The organism is Nocardia sp. NPDC058480, assembly GCF_042720495.1.
Classification (GTDB): domain Bacteria; phylum Actinomycetota; class Actinomycetes; order Mycobacteriales; family Mycobacteriaceae; genus Nocardia.
In genome coordinates, this window is sequence record NZ_JBHXMN010000001.1 from 1,113,746 (window position 1) to 1,138,253 (window position 24,508).

Below are 24,508 nucleotides of genomic sequence, written 5' to 3' on the forward strand. Positions count from 1 at the left end.
AAGCAAGGCCAGTCGGTGGATTCTTACTGACATGACCACTTTCCTTGCCCTCGCCGTTGCCGTCGCCTTCGGGGTGGCGGTCTACCACTTCTCGCCCAAGAAGGGCGAGCTGCCGTTCTGGCCCTTCCAGTATCTGCCGCATGACCGGGCTTTCGGCACCTACGACGAGCAGCGGCTCTACCGCGATCTTGATGCCATGCGGGCACACGAAGTCGGTGACGATGCAGTCCAGTTACCTGAAACTGGCCTTAATGTGGCCTCGACTGACCGGCAGCAGAGGCCGCTCGCCGCGTGAGTGTGGCTTTGTCGGTGGGTCAGCGCACACTGTGAGCATGAGTGATTCGACGCAGACCGAGACGGTGGTCTCGGCACTGTTCGACACCGCTATCGGGCTGTGCGCGATCGCCTGGCACGGTGACGCCGTTGTCCGGTTCCAGCTACCCGAGGCCAGCGAGGAGGAGACCCTCGCGCGGATCACCCGGCCGTTCGATGGGGCCGCGGTGCCGGAGAGTGCGCCGGGGCCCGTGATCGTCGAGGCGATCGCGGGCATCCGCGCTCACCTCGACGGGGCGGTCGACTCACTGCGCTGGATCGAGGTCGATCTGCGGGGTGTGCCGGAATTCCATCGCGCGGTGTACGCGGTGACGCGCGAGATCGACCCCGGCCGCACGCTCAGCTACGGCGATATCGCCGGCCGCGCCGGCGCTCCCGGCGCCGCGCAAGCCGTTGGACAGGCGTTGGGACGCAATCCTGTTCCGCTCATCATTCCGTGCCATCGGGTGCTCGCGGCCGATCACGCGCTGCACGGGTTCTCGGCGCCTGGTGGTATCGGCACGAAAGCACGACTGCTGGAGATCGAGCGCACACCGGGTTTCGGTGAGCCGACGCTGTTCTGATCAGATCCCCCTGTCGATCAGGTCCAGGAGCAGGCCGCATTCGGGACCGATGAGTTCACCGGGCACGCACCGTCTGAATCAGCGGACCGTCTCGACAGGAGAGAATGATGAAGACCGACAAGATGCTCGCCGCAGGCCTCGTTGCCGTCCCACTGTTCTTCGTGACCGCACTGACCCAGGCGTTCACCAAGGACGGGTTCGACATCACCCGGCACATGATCAGCCAGCTCGCGACCGGACCGCTCGGCTGGATCCAGGCGGCGAATTTCGTCGTCACCGGTGCGCTGTTCGCGGTGGTCGCGGTCGGGCTGCACCGGCGGATGACCGACGGGATCGGGCGGGTGTGGGCGCCACGGCTGGTCGGCGTTTTCGCGGCTGGTCTGATCGGCGCCGGGTTGTTCGCCTGCGATCCGATGGCCGACTATCCGGTGGGTGCCGCCGAAGTCACGACCTGGCACGGGACGCTGCACGGCGTCGCCTCCGGTGTCGCCGGGCTGGCCCTGCTCACCTTCGACGTCATCGTGTTCCGACGGCTGCGGGCCGAGGGCAACACCGCCGGTGCAGTGACGAGCGGGGTCGCGTTCGTGGCATTCCTGGTGGGGCCCTTCATGATTCCCGGCCTGATGAGCGTCACTTTCGCCGCGGTCTCGTTCCTCGCGTGGGGCTGGGTGGCCGTATTCGCCGCCGGACTGCGCACCGCCCCGACGTTCTCGCCGCGTACGAACGCCGAGCTCGTCGCCCACTGACATCCAACGGAAACCGTGCCGACCTGCACTGGACTCGATCGCGTACCGTTCGAGTCCGGTGGTCGCACTCCCCGCAATCGAGAGGAACCACAATGCAGACTGTGACGTCGGCCGACGGCACCACGATCGCCTACGACCGGATCGGTGAGGGGACCGCCGGGACGGTCGTCCTGATCGGTGGCGCGTTCAGCTACCGCGAGTTCCCGACAATGGTCGAACTCGCGCAGACACTGGCCGACGACTACGGGCTGACGGTGCTGAACTACGACCGGCGCGGGCGCGGTGACAGCACGGACTCCCCCGGCGTGTACGACGCCGCCAACGAGATCGCCGATATCGCGGCGCTGGTCGAGGCCGCGGGCGGGAAAGCGGCGCTGTTCGGCTGGTCCTCCGGCGCCGCGCTCGCGCTGCTGGCCGCGCAGTCCGTGCCGGGCGTCACCGAAGTGGTGGCTTTCGAGCCGCCGTTCGTGGTCGACACGAAAGGCCATGTGCCGCCGAAGGATCTGGAAGCCAAGCTGCATCCGATGATCGCCGCGGGCGAACGCGGGAAAACCGTGCGGTACTACATGACCAAGGCGATGGGGATGCCGTTGCTCATGGTGGCGGCGATGCGGATGACGCCGTTCTGGAAAACGCTGACGGCAACGTCGAATTCGACCGCACACGACTGGGCGGTGATGAAGCCGTACATGCAGGGAAAGACGCTGGATCCGGCCGACTGGCAGGGTGTCGAGGTTCCGGTGCTCGTCCTCGCGGGCGACCGAACCGCACCGCTGCTCATCAAGGGCTCGAAGGCGGCGGCCAAGGTGCTGCCGAACGCGGAGTTCGCCGGGCTCGCCGGCGTGAGTCACAACCCGAAGATCTCGATCCTCGCCCCCGCGGTCGGCGAATTCCTCACTCGCACAAGGTGATCAGGGCGGCGGTGGGTGATCGCGGAAGAACTGGCACGGCTCACCGGTGAGGTAGCCGTCCAAACAGGCGAAGTAGGCCTGGACGCAGCTGTTACTCGTGCAACCGACGGTGTAAAGCATTCCGCGAATACGTTCGTTGCGCTGCTGCGAGGGGGCGAGGGTCTGCGCGGGCGGCAACACCGAAGTCACCGGGGCGGCGCTGGGCGAGGGAGCCGGAGCGTCCTGAGCGGCACATCCGGGCAGAATCGCCAGCGCGAGCAACGCCGCCGAGGCCAACCCATGTCGCAGAACCATCGTCCACCTCCATCCGGAACCCGTCTCGACGCTACCCTGGCAGGCATGCGGGCGCCGAGGTGGTCGTCCGGAGCCACCGTCGGCCGGATCGCACGATTACGCGTGCCGTTCAGGCCTGTTACGGCGAGCGCCCGATCCGGCCGGAGTTCCGACGGGACCGGGCGATGCGTATTCCAGCGCGACGCGCACCGGGAGTTTGCGCCGGTTGGACAGCTGCCGAGGGCGGGCTAGGTCAACGACCAGTCAGAGGGTCGCGCCGTATCCGCTGCCGAGCACGCCGCCTGCGACGGCACCGGCCGCGGCTGCGGGAACGCCGAGAACGGCGGCACCGGTCGCCGCACCCGCCGCAGCGCCGATGGCAGCGCCCGCGCCGGTGCTGGCAGCTGCGATCGGCCACGCCAAGGCAAAGCCGGCAGGGACCGCAAGCAAGGCGCTCGCGCCCGCGGTCGGGACCGCCGCCGCAGCGCCGAGAATCGCGGCTGCACCGGCAGTGCCCGCGGCGCCAACCGCGAAGCCGACACCAGCACCGATACCAGCACCGATAAGGCCGCCACCGACCGCGCCGATAGCAGCAGCCGGAACGCCCGCGATCGCGGCACCGGCCAGTGCGCCACCGACGGTCGCCGCGGCGATCTTGTCCGAGCGGCTCGGGTTGATACCGACCGAGCGGCCCTGGGTGGCGATGGCGGCTTCGACGTTCGCGGCCGTGCCGTTGACATCGCCGAGGATGTCATTCGGGACCTCGTCCGGGACCGGGGTGGTGAAGTCACCGATGCGCAGTGTGCGCTCGGGCGGGGCGATCGGGGCCACCGGCTCGACCGGCTCCGGGAGGTGGAGTTCCTCGATGACGATCGGCGGGGCCGGGGTGGTGTATTCCGGCACCGGGCGCGACTGCTCAGGATTCAAATGGCCGAGCGTATCCGGGCCGTCGAACTTGGCCAGATCCGAACGCCCGCCCTCATCCGCGGGCGACTCGGTGGTGACACCCGGCTGCACCGGAGCCACATTCACACCAGGCTGCGGCACCGCGATAGCGACACCCGCGCACGCAACCGCCAACGCCATCGGCAGCACCCCGACAACCGGGCGAGCAATCCGCCGCACCGTCGAGGAGTTCACATTTACAGACCGACGGATCACGCCGACACCCACTAACCAGTTCAAAGGAAAACGACACGTCCCCGCGCGCCGCCCGCGAACGATAGCGTTTGCCAGACGGATGCCACAAATCGATAGCGACAAGACATCACCACCCGCACACTGCCTGGACCAGCACCGAATCCGCCACGACCGCACACCCAGCCCCACCCGCGCCCCTTAGCGAGCGGCCCCACCCGCGCCCCTTAGCGAGCGGCGCCACCAAGTGACCGGTCGCGGCCGGTCGCCGGTTAGGCGCCGCCGCGTAGGCGACAACCGAATGACCGCACACCCAGCCCCCACCCGCGACCCCTGGGGAGCGGCCACCAAGTGGCCGGTCGCAGCCGGTCGCCGGTTAGGCGCCGCCGCGTAGGCGACAACCGAATGACCGCACTCCCAGCCCCGCGCGCGACCCCTGCGGAGCGGCAGCCACCAAGTGACCGGTCGCAGCCGGGTCGCCGGTCGTAGCCGGGTAACCGGTTAGGCCCCGCTGCATAGGCGACGACCGAATCCGCCATAACCGCACCCCCAACCACACCGCTCACCCCAAGACCGCCATGACCGCACTCCCAACCCCCACCCGCGACCCCTGGGGAGCGGCGGCCACGAAGTGGCCGGTCCGCGGCCGGGTCGCCGATCAGGGCTCGAAAGCGCTACGCCGAAGGCGTTAGTCTCGAGCCCTGATCGGCGGCCCCTCAGGGCCGCGGACACGCGCGCGCCAGCGCGCCAATAAACACAGAAAGGCCCGGCGCCGCAACCCGGCACCGGACCTCAGAGCTCCAGCCTCACCTCAAGCGAGCACGTCGTGCCGAACAATCGTCTGGTCACGCCCCGGACCAACGCCGATGCACGAGATCCGCGCACCCGACAGCTCTTCCAGCCGAAGCACATACGCCTGCGCGTTAGCGGGCAACTCCTCGAAGGTGCGAGCGTGGGAGATGTCCTCCCACCACCCCGGCAGCTCCTCGTAGACCGGCTTGGCGTGATGGAACTCGGTCTGCGTGGTCGGCATCTGCTCGACCCGCTTACCGTCGATCTCGTACGCCACGCAGATCGGTACCGTATCCAGCCCGGACAGCACGTCCAGCTTGGTGAGGAAGTAGTCGGTGACGCCGTTGACGCGCGTGGCGTACCGGCTGATCACCGCGTCGAACCAACCACAGCGACGCGCACGACCGGTGGTGACACCGACCTCGCCACCGTTCTTGGCCAGGAACTCACCGAAGTTGTCGAACAGCTCGGTCGGGAACGGGCCGGAGCCGACGCGGGTGGTGTAGCACTTGAGAATGCCGAGCACCGTGTCGATCTTGTTCGGTCCGATGCCCGAACCCACCGCGGCCCCACCCGCAGTCGGGTTGGACGAGGTGACGAACGGATAGGTGCCGTGGTCGACGTCGAGCAGCGTGCCCTGCGAACCTTCCAGCAGCACGGTGTCGCCCCGCTCGAGCGCCAGGTTCAGCTCGAGGCGGGTGTCGGAGATGCGGTGCTTGAACGATTCGGCCTGCTCGAGCACCTCGTCCACCACCTGCTGCGTGTCGAGCGCGCGGCGGTTGTAGATCTTGACCAGCACCTGGTTCTTGAACTCCAGGGCGGCCTCAACCTTCTGGGTGAGGATCTTCTCGTCGAGCACATCGGCGACGCGGACGCCGACGCGGGCGACCTTGTCCTGGTAGCAGGGGCCGATACCGCGACCGGTGGTGCCGATCTTGCGGTTGCCGAGGAAGCGTTCGGTGACCTTATCGATGGCCACGTGATACGGCATGATCAGGTGCGCGTCAGCGGAGAGCAGCAGGCCGGAGGTGTCGACTCCGCGCTCTTCCAGACCGGCGAGTTCGTCGAGCAGCACGCCCGGGTCGACAACGACACCGTTACCGATGACGTTCTTGACACCGGGGGTGAGGATGCCGGACGGGATCAGGTGCAGAGCGAACTTGTCACCATTGGGGAGAACTACGGTGTGGCCGGCGTTGTTGCCGCCCTGGTATCGGACCACCCACTGCAACCGCTCACCGAGCAGGTCTGTAGCTTTGCCCTTACCCTCGTCGCCCCATTGGGCACCGATGAGGACGATTGCCGGCATTTCGGAGTCTCCTACAGATCGACGGCAGCACACACAGCACTGCAGCTACCTGCCGTAGACGCTGGCGCGTCTATCACTGAGGCGGTGGCCGGACGCACAGTCTAGCCGACACCTGATCAGGTCCCGTCGACCTGCCCCACGGAGCGCCGACCCCGCCCTACCGCACCTGCCCTGATCGGTTACGGTTATCAGTCGGCAGTGAGTTTGCGTGACCGAGGAGGGTGTGCCGCAGTTTGAGTACCCACGTTCTCCGATGCGGTGACATGCCGGTCCCGATCGCGCTCTCCTCGTTACCCAACACCCAGACCGGGCGGGTGCCCGATGTCGCGGTGATCGATGAGCTGCTGCCGGTGCTGGCCGCCGACAGCCTGCCGCGCCTGATCGTGCTCGGCGCCGATGCCTCGCTCGCCGCCGTGCTCACCCATTTGATGCGCACCGAGCGGTTGCATGTCGAGGTCGGTTTCGTACCGGTCGATACGTCCTATGCCTCGCGGGTCTATCAGACCGGAACCGGTAACGGCGCCGCGAAGCGAGCGGTGGAGGGCCGGGCCGTCGAGACGCCGCTGATCCGCGACGACACCGGCACCGTGCTCGTCGGCCGCGCGAGCATCACCGGCGTCGACGGCGCGAAGCTCGAAGGCGAAGCCTATGTCGACGACACGCTGCTGTTCACCGGCAAGGTCGCCACGATGCTGATCTCGCCGACGATGACCATGCCCGGTGTCCGCGCACGAGTGCGCAAAGGCCTGCGCAAACGCACCTGGGTTTCCGGTCGCGCTGCCCAACTCGGCACCCCGGGGGCCGTGGTCACCCGCGACGGGATCACCGCCGAACGCACCGTCCCCCGCTCGACCTTTTATCGATTCGAACAACCCTGGTTGCTGGTGCGATGACTTACTCCTTCCCCTCGGATCGGCGGACCGGGCACAGCGCGGTCCGGCCGAGCCCGGTTTTCCTGCTGATCGTGCTGGTCGCGGTGGGCGGCGGCGCACTCGCCTGGGACGCCGATATCGATTCGGTGCGCGCCAAGGTCGGCGTATTCCTGCTCGTGGTGTTCGGCTGGATCATCAGTTTGTGCCTGCACGAGTTCTCCCACGCGTATGTGGCGTGGCGAGCGGGCGATCACGAGGTGGAGATCCGTGGGTATCTCACGCTGAATCCGCTGAAATACAGCCACCCGGTGCTGTCGATCGGCCTGCCGCTGGTGTTCATCGCGCTCGGCGGGATCGGTTTGCCCGGTGGCGCGGTGTATGTGGACACGACGCGGTTCAAGACGAGTGTGCAGCGCCTGGTGAGCGCGGTCGGACCCGCGTCGAACGCGCTGTGCGCGGTGGTGCTGCTGATCGTGATCCGGGCTTTCGGCTCGGTCGCCGAACATCCCGCGTTCTGGTGCGGGCTGAGTTTTCTGGCGTTTCTGCAGATCACAGCGTTTCTGCTGAACATTCTGCCGGTGCCGGGGCTGGACGGCTACGGGATCATCGAGCCGTCGCTGAGCTACCAGACGCGGCGCTCGCTCGATCAATTCAAGCCATACGGCATGTTGATCCTGTTCGCTGTCATCTTTTTCACCCCGTTGAGTCAGGTGTTCTTCAACGGCGTTTACGCATTGTTCGAACTTTCGGGGGTACCAGAGGTGTGGGCTGCCTACGGCGGCCAGTTGACCCGTTTCTGGCGTTGATAGCCTCGGGTCAGAATCGACCCTGGAACGGAAATTGCGTATGAGCTCCACCGGATCGTCCGCTGTCCTGTCCGTCGTCATCCCGGCCCTCGACGAAGCAGCGGGCATCACCGCGTGTCTCGAGCGCCTTGTCAGCCAGGATGCGATCGACGAGATCGTCGTCGTCGACAACGGAAGCACCGACAACACCCGCGAGATCGTCGCCGAACTCGCCGCCCGCCATCCCAAGATCGAATTGTTCTCCGAGCCGCAGCCCGGCGTCGCGTTCGCTCGCAACACCGGTTTCGACAAGGCTCGCGGCGACTACCTCGGCCGCATCGACGCCGACACCCTCGTCTCCCCCGAGTGGGGTGCCACCGTGCGCGCCCACCTCGACGCCTACTCGGACACCATGGCGGTGACCGGTATCAGCACCTATCACGACTCCCCGATCGGCATCTTCCTCGCCGCCGCGATCGGCGGACAGGAGCGGCTCGGGATGATCAAGACCCAGCCCGTCGGCAATGTGCACGGCGCCAATATGGCGATCCGGCGCTCGGCGTGGGAACAGGTGCGTTCGGCCACCACTACCCGCCGTGACCTGCACGAAGACCTCGATCTGGCGCTGTGCCTCGCGAAGGCGAAACTGCGCATCGACCAGCTGCCTGCCTTGCGGGCGGAGATCTCCGCGCGCCGGCGCAAGACCCCGCCCGACGTGTGGTGGAAGTACCAGCTGCGCGGCCTGCAGACCATCGCCAACCAGGGCTACAACATCGTGCCGTTCCATCGCGCGGTGATCACCGGTGCCTGGATCATGCACACCTCGCAGTGGCCGATCTACCGGGCATGGGACTTCGACCGCAAGCGTTTCTCGCTGCGTTCGGGGCGCCCACGCGTTTCCCCCGTCGGCGACTGAGTTACTCCTCCGGCGTCACATACGGATTGGGCACGGTGGGTGGGAGCAGGGCGATGGCCGAGATGCGCTGCATCCCACACACCACCATCAGATCCACCAGGATCGAACGGATCTGCGCGAACACCACGTGTGCCGACAATCCCGCCCCGACAACGAGTTCGGGGCGAGCGTCCTTGGCGACGCTGCGCAACAACTTGAGGGCTTCGGCCTGATCGGGTTGCTGGCCTGGGTCGGCCAGCATCATTGTGCGGACCACGTCGGTGGCGTGGCCCAACTGGTTGACCAGGTCGATCAGGCGCGGGTCGAGGACCTCGTCGTCGCGGACGAGGGTGAGCGAACGGCGAAGCAGCACACGGGTATTGCGGACGGCGTTGTCGAGCGGGTCGGCCGCGTTGTGGATGCGTTGCAAGCGTTTTCGGGAATTCCAATACAGCGGCGATATGCGGCTGATCTCGCGGCCCCCCGCGAGTGCGTCGCGTAAGGCGTCGATCTGGGGCTGGGTGTCGCGCACCGCCGACAGCGAGTCGGACACCTTCGTCGAGTTCTGTTCGAGCAGGCCGTCGGCGCAGGCGATCATCGATTTACTCATCACCGACAGCACGGCGGCGGCGTGTTCGCGGGCGCGGCGCACCGGGTGCAGTGGGATCAGCGCGACCATCAGCACGCCGACGAGCCCGCCGATCAAGGCGTCGATCATGCGGTTCGGCCCCGCGCCGGGCGCCTGATTCAAGGTCGAGACCAGCACGGCCGAACCCGCCGCCTGCATCGTCATGAGCGCGCCGCTGCCGAGAAATACCGACACCGCCATCGCGCCGCCGACCACCAGGCCCACCTGCCAGACACCGGTCCCGACCTGGGCGATGAACAGGTCGCCGATGCCGATGCCGACCGCGACACCCACCACCAACTCCACCGAGCGGCGCACCCGCGCACCGAACGAGATACCGATGGAGACCACCGCGGCGGTCGGCGCGAAGAACGGTTCGACGTGGTGGACGAGGTCGTGGGCGATGAACCAGGCCAGTGCGGCGCCGAGCGCGCACTGGATGATCGGGATGGCCGAGAGCCGCAAGCGCTCGATCGACGCCCGATACCGGCCGACGGTCGTGACCTTGGCGGCCGCGACTACCGGCGTGGCGACGGCGACGAAAGGCTTGTGCTCGCTCACCTACGACTCGGACCCGACTACTGACTCAGTCCAGGCCGAGTTCGTTCGCCGCGCGCGGATCGCAGTCCTCGAGCAGGTCGAGGCAGCGTGCGTACTCCTCGGTTTCGCCGATCGTCTTCGCGGCGCTCGCCAGCGCGCCGACGCTGCGCAGGAAGCCCTGGTTGGGTTCGTGGCTCCACGGGACGGGGCCGAAACCCTTCCAGCCGTTGCGACGCAGCAGGTCGAGGCCGCGGTGGTAGCCGGTGCGGGCGAAGGCGTACGCGGCGACGGTGTCGTGGTTCACCTCGCCGCCTGCGCGCTTCAGGGCGGCCTCGGCGAGCTGTGCCCATGCGATAGACGCGGCCGGGTATTGCGCGACTACCTCGACGGGGTCGGTGCCCGCGGCAATGGCGTCTTCGGCGTCGGTCAGTTCGGGAAGGAGGACCGGCTGCGGTCCGAGCAGGTCACCGAAGGAGGTCATGGGTTCATTGTGCACCGAGGGTCTGACAGACGCCGACCGGCCCGCCGCTTGGTGATCGGCGGTCTCCCGCACGCAGCGCCCGTCAGGGGTGCCTTCGGCCGCGCGCGGCAGGCCTCGCCGACCGCTTCGCGGCTACGCCTTCGAGGCCTGTCTTCGCCGCGGCCGTGCGCGATAGAGCTGGGACCGCTCAGCGCCGCCGCCGCACTCGCTCCGACCATGCGCGAGAGACTTGGGACCGCTTCGCGGCTGCGCCTATTAGGCTGAGCGCAGAGTGCAACGTTCGAGCCTGAGCGAGGGGTACAGAGGTGTCCGACCCGACCGACGAGAACAACCCGGCAGCAGAGTCTGCCGGTCCCGGCGCGCCCGGCCAGCGTGACGATTCGTCCGCGTCGCCTCCCGGCGCACCTGACTCGGTCACCGAGCCGGACCGGGCGACGCGGCCGCCGGTGGGTGCGGATCAGACGGTGGTGATTCGGCGAGGGGATCTGCCGGTTCAGCCCGATGATGCCGCGGACGCGCGTTCCGGTGGGACGCAGCCAGGCGAGCAGGCCGGTGGTCCTCAGCGCTCGGGTGGTCCCGGTGCCGATGCCGCCGGTGGAACTCGGGCGGGTGCGCAGGGCACTGCGGGTGGACCGCCGCAAGGTGGACCTCGTGCACCGCAGGGCAACCCCGCTGGTGGGCTGCCCGGTGGCAACGCACCCGGCGTGGGGCAGGGATCGGCGCGGCCGGGCAATGCGCCTGGTGGACAACAGTCTTCGGGTCCGGGGTCGCAGCAGTCATGGGGGCGGCCAGGGTTTACGCCCGGTGGGGCACGACCGGGTAGCGGTCCCGGTGCGGGACAGCCGGGCAATGTGCCCGGCGCACAACAACCTTCGGGTCGACCGGGTAACGCGCCTGGCGCACCACAACATCCGGGCCAGGGTGGACCACGGTCAGGGGGTCCGGTCGGTGGTCCCGGCTCGCAACAAGGCGGCGGACCGCAGGCCGGACGCGGACCGAGTGGCGGACCTGGTCCACAGCAAACCGGCGGACCGCAAGCGGGACACGGACCGAGCGGCGGACTCGATCCACAGCAAACCGCCGGTCCCCACGCCGGACAGGGACCGAGCGGCCGACCTGGTCAACAAACCGGTGGCCCCCAGGCAGGAAGCGGCCGACCCGGTCCGCAACAGCCGGGTGGACCGCACGCGGGATACGGTCCCGGTGGACCGGGTTCGCAGCAAGGCGGTGGACCCCGAGCCGGGGAAAACGCCGGTGCTCGGCAGGTCGGCGGGCCGGGCAATGTGAGTGGTGGGCCGCGGCCTGCCGGGCCGGGTGGGCCTTCGCGAGTGAGCGGTCCCGGTGGATCGCCTTCCGTCGGCCGGCAAGGAAGTGCGCCCGTGGGTCCGGGTGGGCAAGGCGCGGAACAGGATTCAGCTGCTGGCGGGTCGCCGTTGGCTGGGCTGTCGAAGGGGCTGCCCGGTGGGAACCGAGGTGACCAGGCGGCTGCTTCGAGCCCAGCGCCTCGTGACGAGCGGGGTTCCAACGTCGCCGGACCGGACGCACCGACGACCGCCATGTCGATTCCCGGGCGGAATCCGACGGCGGGGCACGGGGGTTCGGCGGATGACCACACGGTGAAGATCGGTGGCGCCCAGGCGAAGTCGGCGCAGGCGGATGTGCCTACCGCAGGGATGAACAGGGCCGATCTTGCCGACGCGTCGGATGTGGAGTCCGACAAGACATCCGCGCCGAGCGGCTCGACCGCACGCGGCTCGGTCGCCGGTGCAGCGGTGGTAGGTGCCGCAGCCGCGGGTGCTGCGGCGGCGGGCAGCGGATCCGCCGAGTCGTCAGATCCGCAGAGCTCGAAGTCGACCACCGATGGCGGCTCCGGCCAGCGCGCGCAGGACGGCGACAGCCCCACGGGAGGCACGGAAACCACTGCAACAGAAGCCGATTCGGGTATTACTGCCACCGTAGGGCCGAAGGGCGATCCGACTGCCGCTGTAGACGCAGGGACCGCAGCCACGGCCACGGCCGCAAAGTCCGGGGTCTCAGGGTCCACTGCTGCCGGGTCCGGTGCCGCCGGGTCCGCGGCTGCCGGGTCCGGTGCCGCCGGGTCCGCGGCTGCCGGGTCCGGGGCCGCCGGGTCCGGTGCTGCCGGGTCCGGGGCCGCCGGGTCCGCGGCTGCCGGGTCCGGTGCTGCCGGGTCCGGGGCCGCCGGGTCCGCGGCTGCCACGGGAGCGGGTGGCTCACGGGGCCAAAAGCCGGGTGACGTCGATGCGACCGAGAAGTTCGAGACGGGTGGGTCGAAGGGCGGCGGTCCCGCTTCCGAGGATCAGACCGTGGCGATGCGGGTGGTGAGTTCGGCGGATGCGCCGACCACCGCCATGCCGGTGCAGCGGGCGAAGACCGCCGGGCCGGGTGGAACCGATCGGGTGGTGCCGCCCGCGGGTGGGCGGCCTGCGATGACGCCGCCGCCGAACACACCGCGCGGTCCTGCCGGGCCGCGTCAGGCCGGGCAACAAGGGCTCGCCGGGCCGGGCCAGGTCGGACCTGCCGGGCCGGGCCAGTACCCGGTCGGTCCCGGACACCAGGGCACTGACCATCGCGGACCAGCAGGACCGGGGCAGCAAGGCTCAGGTCAGCAAGGGCCCGTCGGTTCTCGGCCCGGTGGTCCCGGCCAGCACGGGCCTCTGGGTCCAGGACAACAGAGCCCCGGCCAGCACGGGCCCGCAGGTCAGCACGGACCGGGCGCTTCGAACCAGCAAGGACCCGCAGCGGTCGGCCTGTCAGGACTCGCGGCCGCGGGCAACCAGTCGCCCGGTCGGCCCGGACCGGGCGACTCCGACGAGCAAGGTCCGCGTGGCGCGGGGCCGGGAGTCGAGGAAACTCAGCCCTCGCCGCCGCGCGGGCCGGGTGGGCCGCAGCGAACGGGTGGGTCGGCGCCTTCGCCCGCGGATATCCAGCCGACAAAGCCCGCCCAGCAGTTGGCCGATGGGCAGCGGGCGGTGGCGCCGCCGCAGCGCATCGGGGCCCAGCAAGGCGAGGATGGCGGTGAGGCCGGGGCCAAGCGGCCCAAGAAGTGGTTGCTGGCCGCCGGTGGGGCCGCGGTGCTGGTTGTCGCCTTGATCGCGACGGTCGTGGCGCTGATGGGCGGTGCGGACGATTCGCCCGAGGGGCAGGTGAAGGCGGTAATCGGGGATTACACCGACGCGCTGCGCAGCGGTGACCTGGAGGACCTGCGGGCCAGCACGTGTGGCGAGCTGCACGCGTTCTACCAGGGCATCACACCCGAGCAGTTCAAGGGCGTGCACGAGGTCTCGACCGAGCGCGGATCCATTCCGGTGGTCGACAGCGTGGACGCGGTGCGGATCACCGGCGAAACCGCGCTGGCCCAGGCCACGGTGTACACCACGGCGGATCCGTCGAAGCGGACCGCGCGGACGTTCGACCTGCAGCGCACCGACGGTAGCTGGAAGGTGTGTGACCCCGCGGGTACCCCCTGATCGTGCGTTGACCCGTCGTAGCGGACGCTTCTGCCTGCTATGACGGGTCACACATAACTGGTGATCCAGATGGGTAAACAAGTAAAGTTTTCCGGATCATGAGCAGGGAACAGACAGTGGTGCAGCCGGACATCGAAGCTGTGGTCCCGGATGCGACGCTGGTTGGTCAGCGCTTCGGATTCCGCGATCACTACGAAGTCGGCCGCGAGAAGATCCGAGAATTCGCCAGGGCCGTGCAGAATCTGCACCCCGCCCATCAGCAGGAAGTCGACGCGCGCAAGCTCGGCTATGACGGGGTGATCGCCCCGCCGACCTTCGCCTCGGTGATCGGCATGACCGCCACCCGCGCCCTGCTCGACACCGTGCTCACCGAGTACGACCTCTCCCAGGTGCTGCAGACCGACCAGGTTTTCGAGCTGTTCCACCCGATGCTGGCGGGCGACCGGATCAGCACCGAGATCGAGATCGAGTCGATCCGCCAGTTCGGCGACAACGACTTCATCAATGTCGGTTTCAAGCTGCGCAACCAGCACGACCAGGTCGCCGTGCAGGGCACCACCACGATCGTGGCCCGCCGTGGCATCGAGGTCGACGCCAATATCGTCGAGGCCGTCGAGAACATCAGCATGCAGCCCCGCCCCGATGTCATCGCCGACACCGGCGACCTGCTGATCCGCCGCACCGGCCCCGCCCCCGCGGTTCCACCGCGCGAAACCGTCGCGGTCAACACCACCCCCGAATTCGACACCCTGGCAAAGGGAACCGAACTCCCGCCCGCCACCGCCCGCCTGACCCGCGGCGACCTCGCCAACTACGCAGGCGTCTCCGGCGACCCCAACCCCATCCACTTCAGCGACCGCGCCGCCGAACTGGCCGGCCTGCCCACAGTGGTGGCCCACGGCCTGCTCACCATGGGCCTGGCCGCGCAGTACCTCACCGATTGGCTGGGCGACCCGACCGCCATCGAGAAGTTGAGCGTCCGGTTCTCCGGTTTCGTTCCGGTCCCCCCCGCCGAGGCAGGCGTCATCGAGTTCTCCGGAAAGATCAAGTCGGTCGACCCCGTTCGGCGCGCGGCAACAGTCCTCCTGAGCGGAGTTTCCGAGGGCCGCAAACTCTTCGGCCGAGCAGTAGCCGAGATCCGGCTTACGTAGGCCCCACCCGCGACCCAAGGAGTGGCTGGGTCGCCACACCCGACCCAGCCCTACTTCACCGCGATGAACACCAAAACGGTTCCGCCGATACGGATTACATCCCCGTCAGCCAACAGCGCACCGCTGTCGATAGGCGCCTCATTGACGTAAACCCCGTTGGCGGAGTGCAGATCCTTGATCAGCAGACCAGCCCGGCTCGGCATGATGTGCGCGTGATACCGACTGGCCTTCGGATCATCGAGGACCAGCTCGTTATCCGTCATCCGGCCGATCCTGATGCCGCCGTGCGGAATCGGCAAGGTGCGACCATCCGCGAACCGCAGATTGCCGTTCCGGATCGACTGCGGCACCTCGGTAACCGTCTCGGTCATCGCCGCGGCCACCTGATCAGATCGCCTGGACGCCAACACATTCAACGGCTCCTGCCGCAGAACCCGCTGCTCCAGCTCGATCAGCGCCGCGCCGGGATCGATCCCCAATTCCTCGGCGAGCACCCCACGTACCCGTCGGCACGCCTCCAGCGCATCCGCCTGCCGCCCGGACAGATACAGCGCGGTGATCAACTGCCCCCACAGCGGCTCGCGCAGCGGATGCTCGTTGGTCATCGACACCAGCTCGCCGATCACCGAAGACGCCCGACCGCAGGCGATTTCAGCGTCGACACGGGCGGAGACGGCGAGTAGCCGCTCCTCGTTCATCGCGGTGGCGAAACCGTCGGCGAACTGCAAGCCGGCCAGGTCGGCCAGTGCCCGCCCGGTCCATTCACGCAGTGCCGCACCGAAAAGGTTGGCGGCGCCGGGGTGGTCACCCGCGTCCAGGCATCGCGAACCCGCTTCGCGCGCGCTCTCGAACCGTCCGAGATCACAGGCGGTATCCGGGATTTCGAGCCGATACCCCGCACCCTCGGTCCGCAATACCTGCGCCGAATCGATCCCCGCGTTGCGCAGCGCTTTGCGAATGTTCGACACGAACACCTGCAGACTGGCCGCGTAGGAATCCGGTGGATCCTCGTTCCAGACCATCTCGGCCAGCACAGCAGAAGACACCGCGCGCCGCCTGTTGACGGTGAGCGCGGCAAGGAGAGCGCGCGGCTTGGGCCCGCCGACCGCTACCGGCTCACCGCCGACGAGCAATCGGACGGGCCCGAGCACACGGACATCAAGACTCATGAGCTCGGGCCCCGTTTGTTGATGCGAAAATCAGGAACCGCTGACGGAGCGACCGGCCGACTTCAGGTCGTTGCAGGCCTCGGCCACACGCTCGGCCATCGAGGTCTCGGCCTTCTTGAGGTAGCTGCGCGGGTCGTAGACCTTCTTGTTGCCGACCTCACCGTCGATCTTCAGCACACCGTCGTAGTTGGCGAACATGTGGCCGGCGACCGGGCGGGTGAAGGCGTACTGGGTGTCGGTGTCGACGTTCATCTTCACCACGCCGTAGCGCAGCGAGTCCTCGATCTCGGACTTCAGCGAGCCCGATCCACCGTGGAAGACGAAGTCGAACGGCTGCGCACCCTCGGCCAGGCCCAGCTTGGCGGCCGCGACGCGCTGGCCCTCGGCCAGCACCTCGGGCTTGAGCACCACGTTGCCCGGCTTGTACACACCGTGCACGTTGCCGAAGGTGGCGGCGAGCAGGTACTTGCCGTTCTCGCCACCGCCGAGCGCGTCGATGGTCTTCTCGAAGTCCTCGGGCGAGGTGTAGAGCTTGTCGTTGATCTCGGCCTCGACGCCGTCTTCCTCGCCGCCGACGACACCGATCTCGACCTCGAGAATGATGTTGGCCGACTGACAGGCCTTCAGCAGTTCCTTGGCGATCTCGAGGTTCTCGTCGATCGGGATGGCCGAGCCGTCCCACATGTGCGACTGGAACAGCGGGTTCAGGCCGTTGTTGACGCGCTCCTGCGAGATCGCGATCAGCGGACGCACGTAGGTGTCCAGCTTGTCCTTGGGGCAGTGATCGGTGTGCAGCGCGATCGTCACGTCGTAGCGCGCGGCCACGATGTGCGCGAACTCGGCCAGTGCCACCGCGCCGGTGACCATGTCCTTCACGCCGAGGCCCGAAGCGAATTCGGCGCCACCGGTGGAGAACTGGATGATGCCGTCACTGCCCGCGTCGGCGAAGCCCTTGATGGCGGCGTTGATCGTCTCCGACGAAGTGCAGTTGATAGCCGGGAACGCGAACGAGTGCGCCTTGGCCCGGCCGAGCATCTCGGCGTAGACCTCCGGGGTCGCGATAGGCACAGCAGTGACCTCCGTCTTGTGGGGAAAAAAACATTCTGTCAGGCCACACCCTAAATTACAGCGTGTCCGAACACTTGTTTGCATCCAGACACCGCCCTTCCCGGGCGTCCTCAGCTCACACCACGCGTGGTATGAGCATCAGTTCCCGCGTCGACCGGGACGGTTTCACCGATACCACGAGGGTTCCGGTCAGCGCCTTCCCGTCGGCGGACATTGGTGGCCCGGCCCCCTGCTCGGGGGTCCGGGGATCGTGAAAAGACCTGGTCACTTGTCGGCCACGCAGCGAGATTGACCGCCGCGTTGTGGTCACGGTCGGCACGAAACCCACACCCACAGAAGAACGTCCGATCCGCCAACGTCAGGGTGGGGTTGATCGTCGCGCAGGCCGAGCAGCGCTTGCTCGACGGATACCACTGATCCGCGATCGCGACCGTGCCGCTACGCCACGCCTGTTTGTAGGTCAACAGTCGGGCGAAGTCGGCCCATCCGGCGTCGCTGATCGCGCGAGCCACATGATGGTTGCCGAGCATCCCCGCCACGTTCAAGTCTTCGATCACGAGCCGGTCGTGGGTTTTGACCAGCCTATTGGCGACCTGATGGGCGAAGTGACGACGAACATTCGCGACTCGATGATGATGGCGCGCCAACCGTGCCGTGGCATCTCGACGGTTGTGCGAACCCACCTGTTTCCGGGACACCGACCTCGCCAGACGGCGTTGCCTGCTCACCTCTGTAACCAACGGTCTGGGAGCGGTGACGATGCGCGCGACCTCGGTTCCGTCGGCGGTCGCGGCGACCGCGAACACTGCCAGTCCGCGATCGATCCCGATCCAACCGTGGTGATCGTGATGCTCCCTCGGCCGGTGATGGTGCGCCGGGTGCAAGTCCGCGGCTTCAAGCGTCAGGCAGATCCACCACCGTCGAGCCCGACAGGAGACGGTGACAGAGAGGATCCTCGCGCGTTCCTTGGTGAGTAGGCGCCGCAACCGGCGAGTGTCGTCACGCACCCGGATCGCACCGATTCCGGGCAAGGTCACCGACCGGACGATGCCGTTGTCACCGACACGGACCGTCGGCCGTCCACCTTTGGGGTGCTTGTTGCGGATCCGGAACGATGGCGTGGTCTTGTTCTTCTTCTTGAAACGGGGGAACCCGACCCGTTTACCCGCGCGTTTACCGCTACGGGAGTCCGAGAACGCCGCCAGGCCGCGTCCACAGTCCACGGCGGCCTCTTCGAACACTTGCTGGCACACCTGGGTGCGCCACGCCAACCCGGTTACCTGGATCTCTGCGACCCCGTCGGGGCTGACGGTGAAGACTCGTCCGGCGGCATCAGTCTTCTTCCAGGTGTTGAATGCGTTGATCAAGTCGAACCGGGTCCACGGAACTGGGTGTTGCGGGGTGGTTTTGCGGCGGTCGAGGGCGGTTCTGACGAAGTCGAGGCTTTGGTTGAATGCGAACCGGGCCGCACCGGCATGCCGCGCGAGCACGTCGGACTGCTCGACGGTGGGGTCGAGGCAGTATCGGAAAGTGGTGTGGCGGCTCATCGTCGACGAGTGTGACACGGGACACCGACACTGATCGCTCGAGGACAGCGGGACCGTAACTGGGCTCTCGATCAGTAGGATTCAGGCAGGCGCTGGACGTGGGCGGGCAGAGGGTCTCGGACATCCTCTCAGGAGGACGAGAGCGGAATCACCCGGTCGCGAGGTTCACCCGCAGGGCACTCATGTCACAGATCGGACCGGTACTGTGGGGGCCGTGACTTTGCTGGCGGTATCCGATGCGGTGACGAGCAACCTTGCGTTGACCCAGTTGCTGGACCCGATGTATCTGCTCCAGGAGACGTGGCTCAAGAATGCGGTTCTGCCCGCCATCCTGGCGATCGTGTTCATCGAGACCGGTCTGCTGTTCCCGTTGCTGCCGGGTGACTCGCTGCTGTTCACCGGCGGCATGCTCGCGGCGCAGGAGAACCCTGTGGTCTCGATCTGGTGGCTCGTGCCGCTGGTGATTCTCACAGCATTCGCCGGCGACCAGTGTGCGTATTGGATCGGCCGCAAGATCGGTCCGGCCATCTTCAAGAAGGAAGACAGCCGCTTCTTCAAGAAGCACTACGTCACCGAGACGCACGAGTTCTTCGAGAAGCACGGCCCCAAGACCATCATCCTGGCCAGGTTCGTGCCGATCGTGCGCACGTTCATGCCGGTGCTCGCGGGTGTGTCGCAGATGAGCTACCGCAAGTACGTGGCGTTCGACATCGTCGGCGCGGTGCTGTGGGGTGGCGGTGTCACGGTCATCGGCTACTTCCTCGGCAATGTGCCGTTCATCCGCGACCACGTGGAAGCGATCTTCCTGCTGATCGTGTTCGTCTCGATCCTGCCCGCGATCATCACGGTCGGTAAGAAGGTGCTCGAGCGCCGTAATGCCCCGGCCGCCCCGGCACAGAGCGGCGAGCTGGCTGCTTCGACGAACGAGACACACTGATCCCTGTGACCGCAGTACCGTCGACCCTCGCTATGGGCAGCTTCGATCCGCTGATCTCGGCAGGCCCCGCTGTGGTCTGCACGGTGGTGCTAGTTTTCGTCTTTCTCGAATGCGCGTTCATCATCGGGCTGTTCCTGCCCGGTGATTCGATGCTGATCACCGCAGGCATCGTGCTTGCCTCGCACGCCAACGGCGAAGCGCAGGTCTGGGCGTTGTCGGTGGGCACGATGCTCGCGGCGATCGCGGGTAACCAAGTGGGCTATGTCGTCGGGGCGCGTACCGGGCATCGCGTGGTGGCGCGCAAGAACGGCCGCTACATCAACACCAAGAATCTGGCCAAGGTCACCGATCTGCTCGAACGGCACGGGTTCCTCGCGGTGCTGGTGGCCCGCTGGATTCCGTGGGTGCGCACGCTGTGCCCGATGGTGGCGGGTGCGGCCGGGATGGATCATCGGCGCTACACCGTGGCCAGCACGCTCGGCGCGATCATCTGGGCGCCGGTGCTGTTGCTGATCGGGTATTACGCGGGCGAGTTCCTCGAGCAGGTGCCGTGGCTCATGCCCGTCGTGGTCGGCACGCTGATCGTCGGTCTGATCATCGGCACCGTCGTCGGTATCCGGCACTATCGCCAGGAGATGGCGAGGCCGGTCGAGGACTACGACCTCGAGCCCAGCATCGCGGCCGACGCCGAGCGCTGAGCTACAGCCCGGCCGCGCTGACCTGGTAGGCCGCTTCCATCAGCATCCAGCCGGACAGCTGCACGGATAAGTCGCGTTCCGGCACGGCCGAGGCGGTCACCGAACCACCCGCGGTGAACTTGCCCGCGCCCGCGGTACCGCCGGGAAGCCGGGACGGTTTGCTCCAGTCGTGCCCGAACAGCGGCTCGCCTTCGACCTCTAGTCGATTGGCCCAGGCCGCGGTGGCCGAGGCTTTGACGATGGCCGCGGCGGTGCGCCGATCGGTTTCGGCCTGCTTGCCCTCGCCGGGCAACATCAGGGCGACCACCGCGAGATAGCGCGCCAGCACGCCGTTGAACAGGCCACCGTCACCGCCGCCGCCGCCGTTGATCACCAGGCGGGTGGTCATGTGTTCTTCCACCGCGGCCAGCAGGGTGCTCACCCGAGCGATGTGACGTTCGTCGTCGGTGTGCACGGCCAGCTCGGCTTCCAAACCGAGGACAACACCCTGGCAGTAGCTGAACACCGGGCGTTCGATCTCACCGGAGGGTAGGTGGATGCCGTCGAGGATCAGGCCGGTTTCGGGGTCGCGGAGGGTCGCGTCGAGCCAGTCGGCCATCTCTCGCGCGCGCTCGACGCGACCCAGGCGTAAGAGCGCGATGCCCGCCGGGCCGTTGGCGGGGGCGTTGAAGAAGTCCGATTTGATCCGCCACGGAATGCCGCCGCCGACCTCGGGTTCCCACGCGCCGTAGAGCTTCTGTTCGAGGGCGAGGAGTCCGCTGCGGGCCGAGGTGAGTTCCTGGGTTCGCTCGGCGCGCTCCAGGACGATGGCCAGCCAGGCCATGTCGTCGTAGTAGCGGTTGGTCCAGCCGGTGATGTTGCGTAGCCGGATGCCGCGGGCGATCGCGCCGATGCGCCTGCGCCTGGCGGGGGTGGGGACGCGATTGGCGGCGTCGACCGCCACATCGAGCAGGTGGGCCTGCCACCAGTAGTGCCAGCCGACGAAGGCCCGTTCACGACGGGTCGCCGGCCAGCCGACAACACCCAATTCCGTTCCCGGACAACCCCACAGCATTCGCAGATGCCGCGAGATGATCGCGGACTCGGCCATATCGGCACGCTCGGACCACAGCGCCGGGGTTGGCACGGATCCGGCGCGATCAAAGGGCTGGGGGCGCCGGCCGCTGCGCGAGGTCATGGCTCCATGGTGCCAGGTGGAACCGACATTGGCGTGCCCATTCCGTTACCAAGCCGCGGATAGGTCGGCGTGTTGACGGATCCAGGCGTGCATGGCGATGCCCGCGGCGACACCGGCGTTGATGCTGCGGGTGGAGCCGAACTGGGCGATCGAAACAGTCAGCGCCGCTGCGTCTTTCGCGTCATCGCTGACGCCGGGGCCTTCCTGGCCGAACAACAGCAGGCAGTTGCGTGGCAGGTCGGCTGTTTCCAGGGGGACCGCGCCGGGCACATTGTCGACGGCAACCACCGTCAAACCCTCGCGCGCGGCGAATTCACGCAGTTCGGCGAGGTCGCTGTGGTGGACGAGGTGCTGGTAGCGGTCGGTCACCATCGCGCCGCGACGGTTCCAGCGCCGCTTGCCGACGATGTGCACCGCCGCGGCGGCGAAGGCGTTGGCGGTGCGCACGACGGTGCCGATATTGGCGTCGTGGCCGAAGTTCTCGATGGCCACGTGGAAGGGGAACCGGCGGGCGTCGATGTCGGCGACGATCGCCTCGCGGGTCCAGTATCGGTAGGCGTCGACGACATTGCGGCGGTCGCCCTCGGCCAGCAGGACGGGGTCATAGCGCGCGTCGGTGGGGACGGGGGTGTCGTATTCCTGCTCCCACGGACCGAGGCCGTACGGGTGCTCGCCCCACTCGGTCGGGCCCGCGACCTCTTGTTCATTCACCCGGCAATGCTAGGCGGGGGCTCAGTAGGTCGAGGAATGCGGGCGCTGATAGTAGCCCGGGGGCGGGTAGCTCATCGGCCAAGCGTAATCGCGGCGGCCGTAGGGCGCTTACCCTGGAAGAACACCGACTTGCGGGTGGTGAGCGAGATGGATCATGAGCGGGTATTCCGGGCGCTGATCGGCGTCGTGGCGGGGTATCTGATCGCGCTCGCGGTGTGGCTGGGATGGTTGGCGCCGCACGCACCTCCGGGCACGGCGCCGTATCAGGTGATGATCATGGTCGGGTTGTTCGGCTCGGCCTGCGGGATCGCGATGACCTGGGCTTCGATGCCGACGCGGGCGGACCGGCAGTTGCGCAAGCACGGGCTCGAGGGATGGGCACGAATCGACGGGGTGCATCCGTTGCGTCGGACCGATCATGCGAGTGAGCTGACCGAGTTCGATGTGGAGCTCACGGTGCCGGGGTCCGAGAGCTACCACGGGACGATCGTGGTGGACGTGATGCCGGTGCACAAACCCAGAATGGTTGTGGGAGAGACGGTTCCGATTCGTGTCGACCCGCAGGACCGGGATCGGATCATCCTGGTTCTGTGAGCGGTCTTTCAATCCGACGGCTGGAAGCACCACGGGCACAGCTTCATTCGAAGGTGCCGGTTCACCCCGCGTGTCCAGGCGTTATGTGGGTGCGGACCCGACCGCCTTGGCGGATACGGGCTCAACCGTTTGCGCGGGCTCCGGTTCGGGCTTGGGCTCGAGTGAGGGAAGGCCGACTATCGGACGGCCGCGGCGGAGTGTGCGCTGCCAGCGGACGGGGTCGAAGACGGCCGGATCGGTCTCTTCGATGAACGAGCGGATCAGTTCGACGAAGCGGTCGGGGTCGAAGTGGTGCGGGAAATGGCCTGCGCCCGCGAAGATTTCGATGCGACTGCCGGGGAAAGCCCGGTGGGCGCGATCGGCGTGGCCCGACGGGATGACGGTATCGCGGGTGCCGCCGATGACCAGCGTCGGGAGGTGGGCGGCGAGGTAGCCGCGGTCGAGCATGGTGATGGTCTGGCCGCGGCGGTGGGCAGACCAGCGCGATCCGTTCCACCTTCTCGGGGAACTGATAGGCGAACTGCATCGCGACCCCGCCGCCCAGCGAATGCCCGACCACGGTGATCCGCTCGATGCCGAGGATGCTGAGCAGGTCGCGCATGCCGTTGGCGTAGGCCGCTACGGCGTAATCGGCGCGTGGTTTGGCCGATTCACCGTGACCGAGCAGGTCGGGCGCGATCACGGTGTAGTGCTCGGCGAGCGCGTCGAACACGGGCGCCCAAGTCCCCGAACTGTCGGTGATCCCATGGATCAGCAACAGCGGCGGACCGGTGCCTGCCATCCGGAACGCCCGGCGATACCCGTGCACCTCGATGAACTGCGATTGCCGGGTCATCGTTGAAGCGTGCGCGCGGGCTGTTGCGTGGCGACGACACCCAGGTAAGCGCCATGTGACAGTCCCGCCTCTCCGCGATTCACAGCCAGACGGAGGCGCGGGGTAGGTGGCGTCGGCGTCTTGGGGATCGCGATCGGGTTGGCTCGTGCCCGATGAGTTACCCATGTGCCGGCGAGATCAGTGGTTGCGGTCCCGCAGTGCGTCCGTAAGCAGGTATTGCGCAGCGACGTAGGTTGCCAGGATTACACCTTCGGTGACTCTACGGGTGCGGTCGTCGTTGGCGAAGAGGCGGCGTAGGACGATCAGGCCGTCCGAAACCGTGAACAGCAGGGCGCCGATACCGAGGCGACTGCGTGGGTCGGCGTTCGGAATGTTCAGGCCCGCAATATTCTTCGCGTCCGGCGCAAGGGCAGGATCCGAAGCGAGGGTCGCGGCGGTACCAAGGGTCGCGCCGTAGGCGGTGAGCGGGATCGCGAGGACGGGGGCTTTCGCGCGCAGCAGACCAGCCGCGCCTACCCAGGCGATTACCCGGGGAAGCGCGATCTCGGGGCGCGGGCGGGCGCCTCGTTTCCACCACAGCAGCGAGTAGCCGGTCTGCATCACCGCGAACGATGACGCGCCCGCGATGAGGCGGCGGTCGTCGTCGGGGTCGAGGAGCAGCACGTCGCCGACGGTGGCCGCGGCCAGCGAGCCGAGCAGGATCCGGCGTTCGGCCGGATCGATCTCGACTCCGCTGGTCACCGTGTCGGCGGCGAGCAGTGGCATCAGCAGTGGCTTGGCGACCCATTGCAGGCGGTCGCGGCCGGTGACGGCACCGAACACGGTGACCGCACCCGCCGCTAGATAAGCGGCGCGCAGTCTTCGCATG

At 67.6% G+C, this 24,508-nt stretch carries 25 protein-coding genes; 13 read left to right on the forward strand and 12 right to left on the reverse strand.

All coding sequences use genetic code 11. The features are described from left to right. Positions 1 to 31 precede the first annotated feature (31 nt). From ACFWO8_RS05205 to ACFWO8_RS05220, 4 genes are all read left to right on the forward strand, one after another. Entirely contained in the window at positions 32 to 295 is a 264-nt protein-coding gene (locus tag ACFWO8_RS05205) for a hypothetical protein (RefSeq protein WP_378942653.1), read from the forward strand. Positions 296 to 332: 37 nt separating this feature from the next. Next, positions 333 to 896 (forward strand): methylated-DNA--[protein]-cysteine S-methyltransferase, encoded by a 564-nt coding sequence (locus tag ACFWO8_RS05210; RefSeq protein ID WP_378942658.1) that lies wholly within the window; start codon positions 333 to 335, stop codon positions 894 to 896. Between the two features lie 107 nt (positions 897 to 1,003). Then, positions 1,004 to 1,642, forward strand: coding sequence for a DUF998 domain-containing protein (locus tag ACFWO8_RS05215; RefSeq protein ID WP_378942663.1), 639 nt, complete (start codon positions 1,004 to 1,006; stop codon positions 1,640 to 1,642). Between the two features lie 92 nt (positions 1,643 to 1,734). Continuing rightward, positions 1,735 to 2,553: an alpha/beta fold hydrolase gene (locus tag ACFWO8_RS05220; RefSeq protein WP_378942668.1), complete on the forward strand. Its 819-nt coding sequence runs from the start codon at positions 1,735 to 1,737 to the stop codon at positions 2,551 to 2,553. On the opposite strand, the gene ACFWO8_RS05225 is transcribed toward ACFWO8_RS05220, so the two are convergent. From ACFWO8_RS05225 to ACFWO8_RS05235, 3 genes are all read right to left on the reverse strand, one after another. Further along, positions 2,554 to 2,847, reverse strand: a complete 294-nt coding sequence (locus ACFWO8_RS05225; protein ID WP_378942675.1) for a hypothetical protein — start codon at positions 2,845 to 2,847, stop codon at positions 2,554 to 2,556. A 243-nt stretch (positions 2,848 to 3,090) separates the two neighbouring features. Further along, complete coding sequence (locus ACFWO8_RS05230) at positions 3,091 to 3,912, reverse strand: hypothetical protein (protein ID WP_378942680.1); 822 nt, start codon at positions 3,910 to 3,912, stop codon at positions 3,091 to 3,093. An 862-nt stretch (positions 3,913 to 4,774) separates the two neighbouring features. Continuing rightward, a complete protein-coding gene (locus ACFWO8_RS05235) occupies positions 4,775 to 6,064 on the reverse strand; it encodes an adenylosuccinate synthase (RefSeq protein WP_378942684.1) in 1,290 nt (429 codons plus the stop codon). Positions 6,065 to 6,327: 263 nt separating this feature from the next. Here ACFWO8_RS05235 and ACFWO8_RS05240 point away from each other — a divergent pair, with 263 nt between their 5' ends. The 3 genes from ACFWO8_RS05240 to ACFWO8_RS05250 are packed head-to-tail and all read left to right on the forward strand — an operon-like array spanning position 6,328 to position 8,637. Next, complete coding sequence (locus tag ACFWO8_RS05240; RefSeq protein ID WP_378942689.1) at positions 6,328 to 6,957, forward strand: hypothetical protein; 630 nt, start codon at positions 6,328 to 6,330, stop codon at positions 6,955 to 6,957. Next, complete coding sequence (locus tag ACFWO8_RS05245) at positions 6,954 to 7,742, forward strand: site-2 protease family protein (RefSeq protein ID WP_378942692.1); 789 nt, start codon at positions 6,954 to 6,956, stop codon at positions 7,740 to 7,742. Before ACFWO8_RS05240 ends, ACFWO8_RS05245 begins: the two co-directional genes overlap by 4 nt. Positions 7,743 to 7,782: 40 nt before the next feature. Next, the gene (locus ACFWO8_RS05250; protein WP_378942699.1) at positions 7,783 to 8,637 is read left to right on the forward strand and encodes a glycosyltransferase; all 855 of its coding nucleotides are present in this window, start codon (positions 7,783 to 7,785) and stop codon (positions 8,635 to 8,637) included. 1 nt (position 8,638) lies between these two features. On the opposite strand, the gene ACFWO8_RS05255 is transcribed toward ACFWO8_RS05250, so the two are convergent. After that, positions 8,639 to 9,805 (reverse strand): aromatic acid exporter family protein, encoded by a 1,167-nt coding sequence (locus ACFWO8_RS05255; protein WP_378942703.1) that lies wholly within the window; start codon positions 9,803 to 9,805, stop codon positions 8,639 to 8,641. Positions 9,806 to 9,830: 25 nt separating this feature from the next. Then, a complete protein-coding gene (locus tag ACFWO8_RS05260) occupies positions 9,831 to 10,265 on the reverse strand; it encodes a DUF3151 domain-containing protein (RefSeq protein ID WP_378942708.1) in 435 nt (144 codons plus the stop codon). A gap of 525 nt (positions 10,266 to 10,790) precedes the next feature. On the opposite strand from ACFWO8_RS05260, the gene ACFWO8_RS05265 reads away from it, so the two are divergent. The 3 genes from ACFWO8_RS05265 (at position 10,791) to ACFWO8_RS05275 (ending at position 14,904) form a co-directional block, all read left to right on the forward strand. Further along, positions 10,791 to 11,552: a hypothetical protein gene (locus ACFWO8_RS05265; RefSeq protein WP_378942711.1), complete on the forward strand. Its 762-nt coding sequence runs from the start codon at positions 10,791 to 10,793 to the stop codon at positions 11,550 to 11,552. Positions 11,553 to 11,821: 269 nt separating this feature from the next. Further along, positions 11,822 to 13,753, forward strand: coding sequence for a hypothetical protein (locus ACFWO8_RS05270; protein ID WP_378942714.1), 1,932 nt, complete (start codon positions 11,822 to 11,824; stop codon positions 13,751 to 13,753). A gap of 98 nt (positions 13,754 to 13,851) precedes the next feature. After that, a complete protein-coding gene (locus ACFWO8_RS05275) occupies positions 13,852 to 14,904 on the forward strand; it encodes a fused (3R)-hydroxyacyl-ACP dehydratase subunits HadA/HadB (protein ID WP_378942722.1) in 1,053 nt (350 codons plus the stop codon). A gap of 50 nt (positions 14,905 to 14,954) precedes the next feature. On the opposite strand, the gene ACFWO8_RS05280 is transcribed toward ACFWO8_RS05275, so the two are convergent. The 3 genes from ACFWO8_RS05280 to ACFWO8_RS05290 form a co-directional block, all read right to left on the reverse strand. After that, positions 14,955 to 16,073 carry a BTAD domain-containing putative transcriptional regulator gene (locus ACFWO8_RS05280; RefSeq protein ID WP_378942733.1) on the reverse strand — a complete coding sequence of 373 codons (1,119 nt, stop codon included), beginning with the start codon at positions 16,071 to 16,073 and terminating at the stop codon, positions 14,955 to 14,957. A 30-nt stretch (positions 16,074 to 16,103) separates the two neighbouring features. Next, entirely contained in the window at positions 16,104 to 17,141 is a 1,038-nt protein-coding gene (gene fbaA / locus ACFWO8_RS05285) for a class II fructose-bisphosphate aldolase (protein WP_378942741.1), read from the reverse strand. A 110-nt stretch (positions 17,142 to 17,251) separates the two neighbouring features. After that, entirely contained in the window at positions 17,252 to 18,688 is a 1,437-nt protein-coding gene (locus tag ACFWO8_RS05290; protein ID WP_378942745.1) for an RNA-guided endonuclease InsQ/TnpB family protein, read from the reverse strand. A 280-nt stretch (positions 18,689 to 18,968) separates the two neighbouring features. Between ACFWO8_RS05290 and ACFWO8_RS05295 the strand changes: the two genes are divergently transcribed. Further along, complete coding sequence (locus ACFWO8_RS05295) at positions 18,969 to 19,625, forward strand: DedA family protein (RefSeq protein WP_378943241.1); 657 nt, start codon at positions 18,969 to 18,971, stop codon at positions 19,623 to 19,625. A 32-nt stretch (positions 19,626 to 19,657) separates the two neighbouring features. Next, the gene (locus ACFWO8_RS05300; protein ID WP_378943246.1) at positions 19,658 to 20,323 is read left to right on the forward strand and encodes a DedA family protein; all 666 of its coding nucleotides are present in this window, start codon (positions 19,658 to 19,660) and stop codon (positions 20,321 to 20,323) included. A gap of 1 nt (position 20,324) precedes the next feature. Here the strand turns inward: ACFWO8_RS05300 and ACFWO8_RS05305 are convergent, their stop codons facing one another. Both ACFWO8_RS05305 and ACFWO8_RS05310 read right to left on the reverse strand, forming a co-directional pair. After that, the gene (locus tag ACFWO8_RS05305) at positions 20,325 to 21,413 is read right to left on the reverse strand and encodes a glycoside hydrolase family 76 protein (protein WP_378943251.1); all 1,089 of its coding nucleotides are present in this window, start codon (positions 21,411 to 21,413) and stop codon (positions 20,325 to 20,327) included. Positions 21,414 to 21,545: 132 nt separating this feature from the next. Beyond that, positions 21,546 to 22,211, reverse strand: coding sequence for a TrmH family RNA methyltransferase (locus tag ACFWO8_RS05310; protein WP_378942756.1), 666 nt, complete (start codon positions 22,209 to 22,211; stop codon positions 21,546 to 21,548). 147 nt (positions 22,212 to 22,358) lie between these two features. Between ACFWO8_RS05310 and ACFWO8_RS05315 the strand changes: the two genes are divergently transcribed. Further along, a complete protein-coding gene (locus tag ACFWO8_RS05315) occupies positions 22,359 to 22,805 on the forward strand; it encodes a hypothetical protein (RefSeq protein ID WP_378942761.1) in 447 nt (148 codons plus the stop codon). Between the two features lie 121 nt (positions 22,806 to 22,926). On the opposite strand, the gene ACFWO8_RS05320 is transcribed toward ACFWO8_RS05315, so the two are convergent. Both ACFWO8_RS05320 and ACFWO8_RS05325 read right to left on the reverse strand, forming a co-directional pair. Next, positions 22,927 to 23,805 carry an alpha/beta fold hydrolase gene (locus ACFWO8_RS05320; protein ID WP_378942765.1) on the reverse strand — a complete coding sequence of 293 codons (879 nt, stop codon included), beginning with the start codon at positions 23,803 to 23,805 and terminating at the stop codon, positions 22,927 to 22,929. A gap of 12 nt (positions 23,806 to 23,817) precedes the next feature. Continuing rightward, complete coding sequence (locus ACFWO8_RS05325; protein WP_378942770.1) at positions 23,818 to 24,507, reverse strand: lysoplasmalogenase family protein; 690 nt, start codon at positions 24,505 to 24,507, stop codon at positions 23,818 to 23,820. Position 24,508 lies beyond the last annotated feature (1 nt).

Bases quoted from the DNA above. Each gene is read 5' to 3' on its own strand.
- ACFWO8_RS05205 (WP_378942653.1), top strand. From the start codon at position 32: ATGACCACTTTCCTTGCCCTCGCCGTTGCCGTCGCCTTCGGGGTGGCG.
- ACFWO8_RS05210 (WP_378942658.1), top strand. From the start codon at position 333: ATGAGTGATTCGACGCAGACCGAGACGGTGGTCTCGGCACTGTTCGAC.
- ACFWO8_RS05215 (WP_378942663.1), top strand. From the start codon at position 1,004: ATGAAGACCGACAAGATGCTCGCCGCAGGCCTCGTTGCCGTCCCACTG.
- ACFWO8_RS05220 (WP_378942668.1), top strand. From the start codon at position 1,735: ATGCAGACTGTGACGTCGGCCGACGGCACCACGATCGCCTACGACCGG.
- ACFWO8_RS05225 (WP_378942675.1), bottom strand. From the start codon at position 2,847: ATGGTTCTGCGACATGGGTTGGCCTCGGCGGCGTTGCTCGCGCTGGCG.
- ACFWO8_RS05230 (WP_378942680.1), bottom strand. From the start codon at position 3,912: ATGGCGTTGGCGGTTGCGTGCGCGGGTGTCGCTATCGCGGTGCCGCAG.
- ACFWO8_RS05235 (WP_378942684.1), bottom strand. From the start codon at position 6,064: ATGCCGGCAATCGTCCTCATCGGTGCCCAATGGGGCGACGAGGGTAAG.
- ACFWO8_RS05240 (WP_378942689.1), top strand. From the start codon at position 6,328: ATGCCGGTCCCGATCGCGCTCTCCTCGTTACCCAACACCCAGACCGGG.
- ACFWO8_RS05245 (WP_378942692.1), top strand. From the start codon at position 6,954: ATGACTTACTCCTTCCCCTCGGATCGGCGGACCGGGCACAGCGCGGTC.
- ACFWO8_RS05250 (WP_378942699.1), top strand. From the start codon at position 7,783: ATGAGCTCCACCGGATCGTCCGCTGTCCTGTCCGTCGTCATCCCGGCC.
- ACFWO8_RS05260 (WP_378942708.1), bottom strand. From the start codon at position 10,265: ATGACCTCCTTCGGTGACCTGCTCGGACCGCAGCCGGTCCTCCTTCCC.
- ACFWO8_RS05270 (WP_378942714.1), top strand. From the start codon at position 11,822: ATGTCGATTCCCGGGCGGAATCCGACGGCGGGGCACGGGGGTTCGGCG.
- ACFWO8_RS05275 (WP_378942722.1), top strand. From the start codon at position 13,852: ATGAGCAGGGAACAGACAGTGGTGCAGCCGGACATCGAAGCTGTGGTC.
- ACFWO8_RS05280 (WP_378942733.1), bottom strand. From the start codon at position 16,073: ATGAGTCTTGATGTCCGTGTGCTCGGGCCCGTCCGATTGCTCGTCGGC.
- ACFWO8_RS05290 (WP_378942745.1), bottom strand. From the start codon at position 18,688: ATGAGCCGCCACACCACTTTCCGATACTGCCTCGACCCCACCGTCGAG.
- ACFWO8_RS05295 (WP_378943241.1), top strand. From the start codon at position 18,969: ATGTATCTGCTCCAGGAGACGTGGCTCAAGAATGCGGTTCTGCCCGCC.
- ACFWO8_RS05300 (WP_378943246.1), top strand. From the start codon at position 19,658: ATGGGCAGCTTCGATCCGCTGATCTCGGCAGGCCCCGCTGTGGTCTGC.
- ACFWO8_RS05305 (WP_378943251.1), bottom strand. From the start codon at position 21,413: ATGGCCGAGTCCGCGATCATCTCGCGGCATCTGCGAATGCTGTGGGGT.
- ACFWO8_RS05315 (WP_378942761.1), top strand. From the start codon at position 22,359: ATGGATCATGAGCGGGTATTCCGGGCGCTGATCGGCGTCGTGGCGGGG.
- ACFWO8_RS05320 (WP_378942765.1), bottom strand. From the start codon at position 23,805: ATGGGTAACTCATCGGGCACGAGCCAACCCGATCGCGATCCCCAAGAC.
- ACFWO8_RS05325 (WP_378942770.1), bottom strand. From the start codon at position 24,507: ATGCGAAGACTGCGCGCCGCTTATCTAGCGGCGGGTGCGGTCACCGTG.